Origin of the sequence: Paenibacillus sp. FSL W7-1332 (genome assembly GCF_037969785.1) — a bacterium.
GTDB lineage: Bacteria > Bacillota > Bacilli > Paenibacillales > Paenibacillaceae > Paenibacillus_AQ.
Genome location: NZ_CP150209.1, coordinates 877,465 through 891,948, shown reverse-complemented (window position 1 = coordinate 891,948; position 14,484 = coordinate 877,465). Strand labels below are relative to the sequence as shown.

Annotated in this window: 11 protein-coding genes and 1 riboswitch; of the genes, 4 read left to right on the top strand and 7 right to left on the bottom strand. The window is 51.7% G+C overall.

Annotated elements, in window-relative coordinates:
- Positions 1-10: 10 nt before the first annotated feature.
- The 4 genes from MKX98_RS03840 to MKX98_RS03825 all read left to right on the top strand — a co-directional run bounded on the left by MKX98_RS03840 (position 11) and on the right by MKX98_RS03825 (position 3,963).
- Positions 11-1,057, top strand: a complete 1,047-nt coding sequence (locus MKX98_RS03840) for a serine hydrolase (protein WP_339221498.1) — start codon at positions 11-13, stop codon at positions 1,055-1,057.
- Positions 1,058-1,217: 160 nt separating this feature from the next.
- Complete coding sequence (locus MKX98_RS03835) at positions 1,218-1,496, top strand: transposase (RefSeq protein ID WP_194540809.1); 279 nt, start codon at positions 1,218-1,220, stop codon at positions 1,494-1,496.
- Positions 1,497-1,562: 66 nt separating this feature from the next.
- Positions 1,563-3,521, top strand: a complete 1,959-nt coding sequence (locus tag MKX98_RS03830; RefSeq protein ID WP_339221497.1) for an electron transport protein — start codon at positions 1,563-1,565, stop codon at positions 3,519-3,521.
- 103 nt (positions 3,522-3,624) lie between these two features.
- The gene (locus MKX98_RS03825) at positions 3,625-3,963 is read left to right on the top strand and encodes a hypothetical protein (RefSeq protein ID WP_071222068.1); all 339 of its coding nucleotides are present in this window, start codon (positions 3,625-3,627) and stop codon (positions 3,961-3,963) included.
- Between the two features lie 227 nt (positions 3,964-4,190).
- Here the strand turns inward: MKX98_RS03825 and MKX98_RS03820 are convergent, their stop codons facing one another.
- The 7 genes from MKX98_RS03820 to MKX98_RS03790 all read right to left on the bottom strand — a co-directional run bounded on the left by MKX98_RS03820 (position 4,191) and on the right by MKX98_RS03790 (position 14,108).
- Entirely contained in the window at positions 4,191-5,552 is a 1,362-nt protein-coding gene (locus MKX98_RS03820; RefSeq protein WP_339221496.1) for a nucleobase:cation symporter-2 family protein, read from the bottom strand.
- Between the two features lie 39 nt (positions 5,553-5,591).
- The gene (locus tag MKX98_RS03815; RefSeq protein ID WP_009593434.1) at positions 5,592-6,161 is read right to left on the bottom strand and encodes a xanthine phosphoribosyltransferase; all 570 of its coding nucleotides are present in this window, start codon (positions 6,159-6,161) and stop codon (positions 5,592-5,594) included.
- 144 nt (positions 6,162-6,305) lie between these two features.
- A riboswitch (purine riboswitch) is annotated at positions 6,306-6,406 on the bottom strand.
- Between the two features lie 162 nt (positions 6,407-6,568).
- Complete coding sequence (locus tag MKX98_RS03810; protein ID WP_339221493.1) at positions 6,569-10,429, bottom strand: stalk domain-containing protein; 3,861 nt, start codon at positions 10,427-10,429, stop codon at positions 6,569-6,571.
- 140 nt (positions 10,430-10,569) lie between these two features.
- A complete protein-coding gene (locus MKX98_RS03805; RefSeq protein WP_220687527.1) occupies positions 10,570-11,667 on the bottom strand; it encodes a metallophosphoesterase in 1,098 nt (365 codons plus the stop codon).
- Between the two features lie 85 nt (positions 11,668-11,752).
- Complete coding sequence (locus MKX98_RS03800; RefSeq protein WP_194540804.1) at positions 11,753-12,058, bottom strand: hypothetical protein; 306 nt, start codon at positions 12,056-12,058, stop codon at positions 11,753-11,755.
- A 235-nt stretch (positions 12,059-12,293) separates the two neighbouring features.
- Entirely contained in the window at positions 12,294-13,190 is an 897-nt protein-coding gene (locus tag MKX98_RS03795) for a TrmB family transcriptional regulator (RefSeq protein WP_194540803.1), read from the bottom strand.
- Between the two features lie 96 nt (positions 13,191-13,286).
- On the bottom strand, positions 13,287-14,108 hold the full coding sequence (locus tag MKX98_RS03790) for a zinc ribbon domain-containing protein (protein WP_220686634.1): 822 nt from the start codon (positions 14,106-14,108) through the stop codon (positions 13,287-13,289).
- Positions 14,109-14,484 lie beyond the last annotated feature (376 nt).

Below are 14,484 nucleotides of genomic sequence, written 5' to 3'. Positions count from 1 at the left end.
TCTACAGTTCATGCCGAACTCACAGTCTATCCTGCATTCCCCTGTCGATTTAGGATCCCCTATTCCTGCCGCTGAGCCTCATGAGGCAGGGCTGCACCTCAATTCGCTTGATCAGGTCGACCTGATCATTCAGAAACAATATCCGAAAATGCGCAGCTTTCTCCTGCTGCATTCCGGCAAACTTATCTACGAACGCTATTACAACGGTCATGGCGTTACCTCGCTGAACGATCTCAGGTCCGCCACCAAGAGCTTTACGTCAGCGTTATGCGGCATCGCCCACTCACGCGGCGAATTACCTGATCTGAATTCCTCTGTCATGGATATTTTGCATCGATATATTCCCGAACGAGCCCATCCGCTCTTACACAAGGTATCCCTTCATCATCTGCTGACGATGACCTCGGGCTTTGCGTGGCAAACCGGTAAAAAGCTGGGGGAACCGCTCATTCACCGATTCCACCGCAACCGGAAATGGACGAGCTTCGCGCTATCCCTCCCTGTCATGGAACAGGAAATGGGCCTCTTTCAATACCGGAGCACGGATTCCCACCTACTCTCCGTTGCCATTAGCGAGACTACGGGAATGGATGCTTACGCCTATGCCAGACAATATTTATTCGAGCCGCTCGGCATTCGCCATTCCGCCTGGTCCCCAAGCCCCGAGGGCCACAGCATGGGTCACGTCGGCCTCTATCTCACCTCCCGCGACATGGCCAAGTTCGGTCTTTGCTGCCTGAATGGGGGACGATGGCAAGGCACCACGCTCATCCCGGAATCATGGCTTAAGCAAGCCCTCGCTCCGCAGGTCAAGGGCTATCCCGCCTTTGGGGATTACGGATTTCAGTGGTGGACCGGCATTCAGAACGGGACTCCCTTCGCGCTTGCACACGGCCATGGAGGGCAGCAAATCTACCTTTTTCCCCAATTGGATACGGTCGTCGTATTTACTGCCGACAGCAAGGTCAGCCGCTGGAAGAACCCACGCTCTCTGCTGGAGCGCTATATTCTTGATGACTTAAAGTCAAAACCTGCTGCATCACCGTCAGGCAGCTGACAGATCGTCCTGTGGCCATCCCTACACTTAGAGCATCCGGTTCTTTCCCAAAACCGTAATCTGACTTACTTGCAAATTTCAGCGGATAGTACCTCCTCTTTCTGGTTACTTTATGCGATATGAATCATTTCTAAAATCAAGCCTGAGAGGAGCATGCGACATGTCCGGAAAAGACAAGGATCTCCACCCTATTTCGCGAGAAGAGGTTGAAGTAGACGGGACATACACAAATGAATGGGGACGGGAGGAATATTTAAAACGCGGCGAAGAATTCCCGTTCGATCCCCAGAAGGGCTCCACGGAGTGGCGGCTGGCGGAGTATGATTTTGAAAACCACCATCAAGGCAGGACAGACGAGCGTCTGGTTCCGAAAGAGAAAGGCCCTGATAAGCAGGTTAATGCCGAATCGCCGCTGCGCCATGATGTGCATGTAGACTAAAGCCCTTGTATATCGGCAGTGAAGAGATGATTCATCAGATCTGCTCATAAAAAAGGGTGATAAGACATGCGAAAATCGAAGCGGCTTCTGCTATGGCTGATCCCGATCACCGTCGTAGGGGCCTTATGGCTTGCTGCTAATATCGTGGAGCCGGAATACGCCTATATACCGCCTGCACATAAATTGGAGAATACTACGCAAATCCAAGCCCAGCAAACGGGCTTCATTCGCCAGTATGATATCTGGGGCAAGACGCTTACGGTTCCCGGTACCGCCCTGAAGGATCAGGACCCCCGCTTAACAGCCGCCCATGGCGCCGTTGAGGTGACAAAAGAACTGCTTGCCCTAGGGCGTCGTACATTGTATGAGGAATCTTTTGGCAATGAGGTGTTTTTAACTGATATTGTGGGGATCATCGGCGGTCCGATGAAGCTGAATAATATTGCAAAAGCCCTCGCCGAGTTAAAAGGACGGGGAACAACCAATTTGCGCGTTGCACTCGATCAGGATGTAACGATCGGCGGCAAGACCTACCGCAAGGGGGATAAGATTGATACCGGCTTTGACGTAGCCAAAGGCGCCTATGCCCCCGTTGGCGTCACATTTAAATATGCCGAAGGCACGGCTCGCATCGGCGTTAGCTGCATGGCCTGCCATGCAACCGTCAACCGTGAAACGGGAATGATCGTCGAGGGCGCGCCCAACTCCGATCTGAACCTCGGTTTCATGCTGGCACTGGCCCCGAATAGCGCGGCTTATTTTACCCATACGGACATTACCAGCCTTGTGGATTATGTAAAGAACGAGCAGCGTACGATTGTAAACTCCAAAGGAAAAACCGAAGCGCTGCCGGATCCCGCCCTGCTGGAAAAAGCCGTTGACGAAAATCTCATCAAATGGATGCCCGGCACGTTCGATACAACCGCGGATCTGGTCAGTGACGTGACCCAAATTCCCGATATGTTTACGAAGGGCGATCATCCATACAGCTGGAGCGGCTTCGCTGCCGCGGGCCCCTTCAAGGGGCTAAGCACCTTCAGCAACAATGTTCATGCCCAGAACACGGATACCTTGAGTCAAACCGAGGTTAGCGAACCGATGTGGGGAATCGACAAAGAGATTTATGTGGGCACCATTCTGCAAAATGCAGCCTATCGCAAGTTTCGCTATGATCCGGGCAGCGGGCTGAAGCCCACCGAATTCTTTAACCGGCTGGATCCCAATCCCGGCACCCCCGGCGTGAATGAGGTTGTTAAGATTCCGAATTTCCCGAAGGTTTCAGCCATCGCACCGAACGGGCTGTACATCAGCTCGCCGGGCTTCAAAGCCGGGGAGCAGGTGAACGCCATGTCCGCCTATCAGAATACGATCCGTCCGCCGGAAACGGATGCCACGGATATCTCCGATGCCAAGACGATCAACCTCGGAGCGGAAGTATTCAAAAAATCGCAATGCATCACTTGCCACGCTGGTGACTTCTACACGAATAACCACGTTATGCGCGCGGCTGAAATCGGTACCGAGCCTGCGAGGGCAAAGGCTTTCCAGCGAACGCGGAATGCTTTTGGCGATTCGGAGTTCTACCCGCCCGACACGCCTGTCCCAATCCCTCCGGATGCCAAAATAACCAAAATCCCGCTGGATAATATCGACCCGGAGCAGATCAAGTTGGGCTTCGGCCATACATCGGGCGGCGGTTATAAGGTCAAAGGGTTGATCGGTCTTCGCTGGTCTGCACCGTATTTGCACGACGGCGGCGTAGCAGTCGGGCCAAAGCTGACGCAAACCGGCGTATCGCAGACCCTGATGAAAGGGATTCACCCTGACCCTTACAACAGCCTGAAAGCCCTGATAGACCGTAAGTTGAGACTGCAGGTCGTCGAGGCGAACCGCAAGGATTCAAGACTGAGAGACACCCATGTCACCGGTCAGGGACATGAATTTTGGGTGGACGAAAGCAGCGGGTTCACGCAGGAGCAGCAGGATGCTCTCGTGAAATATCTGCTGCAATTGAAAATGAAATAAGTTAGGGATTTAACCATCATACTTTGTCCCATCGGCTCATAAGGTAAGGTATAAATAAAGCTTGCCCTACCCCAGAACCGGTCTAAGACAAGGAGTTGATGAGATGTCCCCTTTCAAATCGTCCACAGGACTTCCCGAGAATCTGGCCGCTACGCTGTGCTATTTTTTTCCCATGGTCGGAGGAATTCTGTTTCTTTCATTAGAAAAGAGAAGCCGCTACGTCATATTCCACGCGCTGCAGTCCTTGCTGGCCTTCGGCATCCTCGCCGTCGCTCACCTGCTGTCGAGCGCGGTGCCCATCATCGGCCTTCTGGCCTCCGCCCTTCTGGCGCTGGTCGGCGTCTTGATGTGGCTGGTGCTTATGGCAAACGCCATTCAGGGAAAATGGTTCAAGCTGCCCTGGATCGGCAATATTGCAGAGAAACAAATGCAGCGCGTCTAACGCTTATACATCATGTAAAACGGCTGCCTCCATTCTATGGAGGCAGCCGTTTTTGGTTGGAACGAACGGGACCAGTATCAAAGGAAAACCGTCTATCGACGTCCTGTCTGCAGAAACCAAACCGCTAGTTAAGGAAGTTTTTCTTACGATCTAAGGAGGTTAGCCTCTGAGATTGTTACTTTAACTAAAAAACAGCCGGAGGTCCGGCTGCTTACAGTGGGCATTGGTTATGCAGCATGCCCTTCTGCGGTATCACCTTTCTCTGTATGAGTGGGCTTCGTATACTTCAAGCCGTTAAAGATCAGGTTCAGCACAATCGCGGTCAAGCTGCCGGCCACGATGCCGTTATCGGCAAGAATGCGCAGGTTGTCAGGCAGACTTGCGAACAGACCCGGCACGGTTGTTACACCAAGGCCCATGCCGACAGAACACGCAATAATGAACAGGTTCTCGTGACGGTTAAGGTCTACTTGATCTCCTAACATCCGAATACCGGAAGATACAACCATGCCGAACAAAGCTACCATGGCCCCACCGAGAACCGAAGTCGGTACAAGCTGCGTCATGGCGGCAATCTTCGGAACGAATCCGATCAAGACTAGCAAGCCGCCAGCCACCACAATCACATCGCGTGTCTTCACACGGCTCATCTGAATCAGGCCCACGTTTTGAGAGTATGTGGTATAAGGGAACGAATTGAAAATACCGCCTACCACAATCGCAAGACCCTCCGCACGATAACCACGGGACAGATCCTTGGAGGTAATATCGCGATCCACGATTTTGCCAAGCGCCATAAACACGCCCGTCGATTCGGCAACGCTGACAATCGCCACCAGAATCATCGTCATGATCGGAACGATCTTAAACTCCGGCGTGCCAAAATAGAATGGCTGCGGAGCACGGAACCAGCCGGCTTCGCGCAGCGGGGTTAAATCCACTCCACCGTAGAATGCAGCTACCACGGTGCCGAGAATGAGACCCAAAAGAACGGAAATCGAACGCAAAAAGCCTTTGGCAAAACGATTCATGATAATAATGAAGGCTAGAACGCCGAAGCCAAGGGAAATGTTAAGCGCGCTGCCGAAATCCTCACTGCCCTGACCGCCACCAAGGTCATTCAAAGCTACGGGAATCAGCGTCAAACCGATAATCGTAACAACAGAGCCTGTAACGACAGGCGGGAATACCTTAATCAGCTTACCGAATAAACCGGAGAATAGAATGACAAATAAACCGGAAGCGATAATCGCTCCATAAATTGCCGACATCCCGTGCTGCTGTCCGATAATGATCATCGGACCTACGGCCTGGAACGCGCAGCCAAGCATGACCGGAAGACCGATGCCGAAGTATTTGTTGCCGAATACCTGCAGCAAAGTAGCGACCCCGCACGCCAGCAGGTCGATGGCGATGAGATACGTCAGCTGCTCCGTCGTTAAGCCGAGCTGCCCGCCAACGATAAGCGGTACGATGATTGCCCCTGCGTACATTGCCAATACATGCTGCAAACCCAGCGAAAAGGTTTTGCCCGGACTCCGATTTTTATCGAAAATCGGTTCTTGCACCGCTTGTTTCTGTTGTTCCATGGCTTCTTGATTCCCCCCAATAAATTGTTAGCTTTCGTTCTATGCGAATGTCACTACGCCATCTTCAAGTGATGCAATCCGTACGAGCGATTCTACCCGATAACCCGCTTCGGCCAGCAAACGTCCTCCTGGTTGAAACGCCTTTTCAATAACGATCCCGATGCCTACCACCTCTGCACCCGCCTGCTCTACGATTCGGGCAAGCCCGAATGCCGCCTCGCCGTTGGCAAGGAAGTCATCCACGATCAGCACTTTATCGCCGGGCTTGATGAATTTCTTCGCGACCGTAATTTCGTTCGTCTCCTGCTTGGTGAAGGAGTACACCTTCTCCACAAATATATCCTCACGGAGGGTCAGCGACTTCTGCTTCCGTGCAAAGATGAGAGGCACTTCCATCTCAAGGGCGGTCATAATGCCGGGCGCGATGCCGGAGGATTCAATGGTCAATACACGAGTCACGTTCGCTTCCTTAAACAATCGTGTAAATTCCTTACCTACCTCTTTCATCAATACCGGATCCATCTGGTGGTTCAGGAACGAATCCACCTTCAGTACCTGTCCGCTTAATACAATGCCTTCCTCTTTCACCTTGTTCTGCAGTAATTGCATGATGCTCCCCCTTAAATTTGTTTACATTCCATGCAAAAAAGCCCACTTCCTCCTCTCACCGAATCGCCGGGAAAGAAACAAATGGGCATAAACAGCAAAAACGCACCTTGAGCCATAGAAGTCAAATGGAATTGACCTGGCTTGTCCGCTGCTGCTATAACCCGTAGTCCAATCATTTCCGGTGATCGGGTAGAGACATGCAGGCCAATTCCTGCACCTATACGAGAAAATGTATGATTCGTGTACCATAGAATGCTTACGTGTAAATGTAATATTTCCGAATGAATGAAGTATAACGCATTCCCTATGAAAAAATAAAGTGAAAATTTACGGAAATAATAAACTACCGGTCAATTAAACGAAAAAAAGCCGCCCCATAAGTTTCATGGGACAGCCTTCCTAGAGCATTAACTTGTAGGTATAACTTCAATTATCCATTCCAGAGGATCACCAATGGACTGGGGTACATCGCCGCTTACATCAACGAGCTGGATTCGAAGCGTATATGTTCCAACATGAGCTTGCTGCCAGCGGAACAGGATATCACTCCCATTCCCTTCCAAATCCATATCCCCGGCCGTTAAACCTGCATTCACCCGGTATACCCCTTCACTATCGGGAGCGACGATCTCATACCCGGGCTCCGTCAAGGTGGTTACGGATTCATGCGGCTTCATCCGGAATCCGAGTACGCCCAGATTTACCGGCTGACCATTGTCATCGAGTATCGTCAATTCATAACCAATCTTGGTGTCCTCGCTCAGTCCGTACGCTTTGGAATAAAAGCCCCAATACATATCAATGGCTGCCGGAAACGGGCCTTCGCCAATGAATTCGAATTGCGAGAAAGGGCTGACCTGGATGGAACGGACGCTTTCTCCAAGCACCGTCAATTGGCCTTCTTTGACCTCAAGCAGTTCGATCTTCTCCGTATAACTTCCGGAATCCAGCAGTTCGGCATAGAACTCCAGCGGAGTATCCGGTGAAGCGACCTCGCTTAACTTAAAGCCGGTACCTTCAACTGACTGCAGCATAAAGCTTCCCTCTGCATTGGATTCCACCGTCTGCTCGCCATGACGGACAGGGAGTCCAACAACCGGACTTCCATCCCTTGTCAGCGTCACCCTGACTTGAACTTCCAGGTCATCGGCAAAGCCTTTCGTTTCAAAATGAATGGATCCAAAATAATTGTCTGGACGTGCCGATAGTTCACCGCTCATATCATCGCTATATATGACCTTTACAGATCGATCAGGTAACGGCGGCTCCGGCTTGGGAGGTTCCGTCACCGGAGGCTCAGTCACCGGAGGCTCAGTCACTGGGGGCCCAGTCACAGGCGGACTGGCTACAGGCGGCGATATGCTGCCTCCTGATCCCGTGCCGCCGCCCGGACTAACCGGCGTCGGCTGCCGAGCGCCTTTCTCCTGCTCTGCCTCTTTCTTGCCCTGGAGAAACCGTTCCTTCTCCTCTGCGCTTAAGGATTGAAGAAGCTGCTCTTCGGCCTTCTTTTTCATTTCTTCCTGTGCTTTCCTGTTAGCTTCATCCTGCTGTTTCTTCTGCTGCTCGAGCTTAGCCAGCATATCGCCGAGATGCTGCTGCAACTGCTCCATCCGATCCTGCTGCTGCTCGAGCTTCTTTCTTTCCTCGTCCTGTTGGCGCTTCAGTGCTTCCAAGCGCACCTGCTCCAGTGCAGGGTCGAGTCCAGCTGTTTTATCCAATTCTTTCACTTGGCCAAGATCAAGTTTCTTGCCCGAATCCGTGTTTGCTTCTTTAATCCGTTTATCCAGTTCCTCTTTGCTTACTTTTTTCTTGTCCAGAGTTTCTTTCACGATGTTTCCGATGAGGTTATCCAAATTATCTGCGACTTTTGACAAATCATCCGGAGATTTAACACTCAAGTCCTGGGCGACGTTTCCGCTTTGTCCTGACTGTAACTCTTGCCGCATCTTCTTGAGGAGCTCCTCGTTCTCCCGGTCGATGTCGTTCTTATTCTTAATTAGCTGCGCAATGACTTCCGGCGAGGCATTCCCTATCAAATCCTCAATATCGATAAATTGTACAGGGGACCGTCCCTCTTGCGAACCGCCTATCGAAATTTGCTGCGTTGGACTAATGGTTATTGGGCCTGATGGCTGCATGGAACCGTCTTTGCCTGTCGGCGTCACTGTACTCGTGACTTTCCCGCTAGCCGTTGCTACGGTTGTCACTCCGGTTAAGGGGTTGACGGTTATTATAAAGTGCGTGCCTCGCACGCTATTCGTCATATAACCGGACCGTACTTCGAAACGATCCGTCGACCGGGTCAAGTCGGTGACATCATAATAAGCTTGCCCGGCCTCTAAATTCAGTCGAGTCACGTTGGAGATGCCAACCTTGCGAAGCTGCTCGGCAGCCAATCTCGTGTTATTGCCTAATGTGATGACATCGTCGGTATCCAAAAGCCGCAGCCTCGCGCCTCCTATGCCAGAGCCGGTAACAATTTCATCGCCTTCACCCAGGATCATTCCCTTGTAGGCATCTACCTGCGCATACCCGCCGTAACGGATCTTGGCCGAACCGGTGATTTCCACGATCTGCATGCGTCGGGGCGTAACGTTCGAAGTGCTGAAGCTAACGTCCCCCTGCTTTATTTCTCGTTCAGCCAAATCCCGGATGATAACCAGCTTGTCACCGGCGTTCCACTGCACATCTTTCCCCAGCAGTTCTGCCACCGTTCGAAGCGGAGCCATCATCTGGTCATTCGCAATATACGGCTTAATTCCAGCCTCTGCCCTGGTAACCTCTTCTCCTGCCTGTTTCCGGGTCATATATTGACCTCCGGCTTGCAGCGTGATCACATCTTCGCCTCGAGCCAATGTTAATTCCTTATTCTTGGCATGATAGCTCATACGATACCCGAGAAGCTTGCCTATCGTTTTGACGGGCACCATCATCTGCCCCTGTTGTATAACAGACAAGTCACCCAGTTCGGTTACCTGATCTCCGTAAGCAGCCGTGATCCCTTTTCCTGCTTGCCATGCTTCGGGAGCTTTGTATCCGGACCATACCCGGACAGCCCCGTTGCGTTGATCCGCAATAAATAGTGCCCCGTCGCCCGCAGCCACCGAAATATCGGCTGGTGAATGGAACCGGGTTTCACTTTCAATTCCATCCACGTAGCCTCCGATCCCGCCTGTCAGGGTGGTTACTTGCTCCCCTTTCAATTGACGGACCGCATGATTACGGGAATCTGCAATGAGAAGCCCATCGTCCGCACTCCATGTCAATCCCCGGGGCGAGTTGAAGCGTGCTCCATTCGAGTCTCCATCCTGATAACCCGGATTGCCGTATAAAGCGTCCTTATCGTAGTATCCGGATGATGGCCCGCTGCCTGCAGCCGTTGATACGGTCCCCTTCCCAAAATCGATGTAGCGAATCACGTGATTGCCCGAGTCGCTGACATACAAATTGTCTTTACCATCAAGCGCTAGCCCTGCCGGCTCATTAAATCGAGCTTCCGTAAGAGAACCGTTCTTATAGTCTCCCGCCAACGCGACGACACCAGCCCGGATCTGCACAGCACGCGTGGACGGGGCCCCAATCGTCGTCACTTCCCCGTCTGGCGAAATCCGCCGGATGACATGGTTTAAGGTATCCGCCACATACAGAATGCCGTCCTTGGTAACGGCGATATCCTGCGGCTCATGGAACAGGGCATCTTTAGACTTGCCGTCTTTAAGACCCATAAGTCCGCTGCCCGCTATGGTAGTTACTTCGCCATTTTGGTCGATTTTACGAATCGCATGGTTGCCTGAATCGGCTATGTACAATTGTCCGTTTCCATCCACCGCAATCCCGGACGGCCGGTTAAAAAAAGCACGCTCTCCCTGTCCGTCCAGCAGACCGCCGATCGGGAGTCCTCCGCCGTCCCGCTTGTAGGATAAGGATGCCCCTGCAAGAATGGTGCTCTGCCCGTCCTTTATCCTGCGAATGACATGATTCTCCGTATCGGATACAACAACGGAGCCATCCGGCAGCCAAGCTACGCTCCCTGGTTGCCGCAGTCCTTCTGCAGCCAGTGACGAAGATAGGCCAGCGACATGATCGGGCCCTCCTGCAACCGTAACCGATTGACCTAAAGGCATCCCGTTGCTGTTCTTAAGCCCCTCCTTAACCGCGATGGGTGCCGCGGATACCGTCTCAATTGCCCCGGTTCCCGCTAATCCGCTTCCAACTAGGGCAGCGGCTATTGCCAATATTCCAAGCTTCCTGCACGGAATCGATCGCAACCCATTTACCTCCCTACACTCAATGTGTATATCTAGCAAAGATCATACAATAATCCGGTCCTTTCTGGATACAATATTTTCCCAAAATATCTGACATGAAAAAAAGCCACCTCACAGGTGGCTTCATCCCTCAATATCATCTATTGAAATGTAACATGGATCTGTACAATTTCGGAGCGGGAACCCAGACGAATCGGAGGTCCCCAGAAACCGTAACCCGAGGACACGATGGAATGCATCCGGCCTTTTTGCAGATATCCCCAATCATTCTCGAACATGGCCTGCGTAATCAGATGCGCCGGGAATACCTGCCCGCGGTGCGTGTGCCCGGAAACGATAAGGTCTACGCCCTGCTGCTGTGCTTCCTCCAGCGCATTCGGCTGATGATCGAGCACAAAGATCGGCTTGGATAGATCGGACCCATCCATGATCATGGACAACGCGGCCCGCTCCTGATCCTGTTTATCCCGTCTGCCAACCAGCGTCAGACCCTCGACCGTCAATTTCTCATCATACAGCACGGTCATGCCGCTATGCTCAAGAGCCGCGATCAGTTCCGGCATTTCGCCTTCGAACCGGTCATGATTGCCAAGCGAGGCATACACGCCATACGTTGCCTGGATACCGGTCAGGATCTGATCGATCCCCTGGCTTAAATAGGCATCCAGATCGTCATCGATGATATCGCCAGGGAACAATACCAGATCCGGCTTTAAGTCATTAATCTCCTTCACCATACGCGCAGCGTGGGCTTTACCTGACAGGACGCCGAAGTGCATATCGGACGCCATGACAATATTCAGCTCCTCAATTGTGCCGGCGTCCTTGTCCACGTGAATATCATATGCGCGAACCGTTGGACTATAGGCATTAAAAGAACCGAAGCCGATCACAACGACCAATAGCACCAACACGATAAATCCCGCCGCCTTCTTCAGGCCCTCTCTTCGCAATGCCGTCAATCTTAGCAGCCACAGCATGATGTGCATCAACGGGAGCAGGATGATCAGGACATAGAAAATAGCCATCCAATACGATCCTATCACGCTCAGCACCGTGAGGTTGCCGAAGAACCGTCCTGAAATAAACGATGTCGAAACAACGGTCAGCACCATTATGTATATCCATTTGAGCACAATGGACGGACCTGGCTTCATCCAGCTCCATACGCTTCGGCCAATATAATAAACCAGCAAGCCGTAAATCAATAATGCTGCGATTCCTGCAAAAATAAACATCTCCATCCCCTTCCGTACATCCATTATAACAAGCGGGTTTTGCAAATCCCAGCGGATGTCAGCGGAAGGCAGATGGGTTTATTCGTTACAAGCCCGTGCGCTGTTTAGGCAGCAGCTCATTCAGCAGCGATTTCAGATTGCGGTCTTCCGTATATTTTTCCTGACCCATATCGAGTTCGTTCACACGTATATAAGTATAACTTTCCGCGGGATTTTCCGGTTTAAATAGAAGTTCATCCTGCGGGTCAGGGACCACCTTATACTCCATTTCATGAAACATATCGAGCAGCTGCTGACCTGTAGGATTCTCTCCTTTATCAACAAAAATCAATCCTCGGAGCTTCTTGGGTCCTTCCTTATGTCCCACTGTAAAATGAACGATGCATTCCATGCTCATTCATCCCCCTTCTCTTGGTTGTCATGATTGCGATTAAAGACCACCGCATTTATCCTCTTGCCAGCTGCAACTTTCATTCCCGCCTGCCTGCGGATCTTAAGCAAATAAACGCCAAGATAAATCCCGGCGTTCCTTATCTTTATGTTTATTACATTGTACGATGAACCATGATGCCTAACTGTGATAAAAGTCACTTCTGGAAGGGCCTCTTCATGTGCCAGTCGGAACCCTAGGCCGTATTACGATTGCTATCCCCGTCCATTGGGTCAGAATCAGCTTCATACTCCGCGCCCGATTTCGATTCCGCAGTCTGGTCATCCTGTGCTTCAGCGTCGGCTTCCGCATTAAGATACTGGCTCTGAATCAGACCAAAGTGCTCTCCATAACGGGCTTCCAACTGCTCACCCATATCCTGTTCAAGCTGGAACAATACCATCTCTTGAGTAAAATGGTGCAGCAGCAGCTCCGCCATTACCGGATGCTCCGTGATAACCGCCCCTGTATCATATTCCCCGCCGCGCATCCCTAGTATGCACCACTGCCGATCCACAACAAAGGAGAATTTCCGGCCGCCTCCCCGGCGCTCCGCAAGTCCGTTCCACCCAGACCATGCCAGCGTTCTTGAGAGACCTTGGTCCGGGCCGTCACAAGCCCACAGCACCTTAACACCCCTAGCCTCCGCCTCAGCCAGCGGTTCACGCAGAAGCGAAGCTTCTTCACGCCAGACGTCAACCACGATCTCCTGTTTCGCTCGCTTCAATTCCCGGACGAGCACATCAAGCACCGCCTGATCTCCCTCCATACTGAGGAAGGGAGCGGCCGTGCCGCTTCCTCGCGGCAAGCTCTTCTCAACAAAAGCGAGTGATGCCTCCACACGGCCGGATATCATCCGCGTCAATTCCTCCGGTTTCAGCGAACGGTAACGGACGGGTTCCCCGTCCATTCGCTCAAGTGCCCCTTGCCGCTCCAAACGCTGCATGGCTGCATAGACATTAGAACGCGAAGCTCCAAGTCGTTTTGCCACTTCATAACCACCTGCCGGCCCATACTCGGCAAGGTCTACCATAATTTTCGATTCAATCTCCGTAAATCCCAAATTCCGCAAATGATGCAGCAATTGTTCCATAATATTAGTCCTCCCAAGATGCTCGAACGCTTGCTCTATCATTCACACTGTCTTATTAACCTCGCGCAAGGGCATGATCGTCCGAATCCCTATATCTTAAATCTGTTCAGCTCCACATCGCGGACACCATTTCGAGCCTTTTGGCAGGTCGACACTGCAAATCTGGCACTTCACCATATCGCGCGTCGCCTCATCATCACCAACATAGTCCTGACTTTGGTTATTCTCCTGCCAGAAACGAATGCGGCGGTCCAGTTCCAGCTGCCGCTCCCGCTCCCGCTCAAGTTCTTCCCAGTGACGGCGCTCCTTCTCCTGCTCTTCCTGCTCGATACGCAGCTGTTCCGGATCAACCTCAGGTTCGGAGAGATCCATTTCCTCGTGCTGCCGTTCCGGCTCCGGCTCGTACATGTCCGGCTCGTATGAATCCGGATTCGAACGGTAGTCGTAGGTAGACAATTCATCCTGTTCCTGTTGTTCTTCAGCCGCTGCAAATTCATGTTTATCAAACACGATCTTACGTTCAGGCTCCCTTGGTTCGTCCGATGCTGACTTCTCAGGGTGAATCAAATTAGCAAGCTTGTTTCCGCAGTACGGGCAGAAATTCGCATCCAGCGCGACCACCCGTCCGCATTCACAGACCCGCTCATTCTTGAGGACCGCAATGCGGTTCCGAATCGCTTCGATTTGCTCCTGCAATCCATCGCAGGTTTGCGCAAGCTCAACCATTTCTTTTTCTGCCATCGTCATGTCCTGCAGACGGTAGCCCTCATAGAACACTTTACCCATCTGTAAGTAATATGAGTTCTTCTGCTGTTCGATTTCGGAAATTTGGCTGTTGAGTTTATTCACTTCCACCACGTGCTGCGCCTTTTCCGTTGCGCGGTTTGCTCCATCCTTAAGCTTTTGTAAAATATTCATTTATGAATCCTCCTCTTTCTCATATCCCGATTGACCGGCAGTCCGCCGGCACATTGTCATATCACTTCATTAAGGTTATTAACGATTTTTAACTAGCCATAAACCGGCCATCCCATATTTTTACCGTTCGCATACTACTCGATGTGATGATCCATGCTCCTCATCGTCCAGTATACTGCCGCCATGGTGATTCTATCATACCAAATTCCTTGCCCCATGTGAAAAAGGAAGCCCCTTCCAACTTCACGGCTGATTCATCCCGGCCCCGAACGTGTATATGATTAGAAAACTGGACAGTACAATGCCGGATACTGTCGGCCGCAGCCGCATCCTATTCCGTGCAGCCCCTAGCTGCCGAAGACTGGAGGGATTTAAT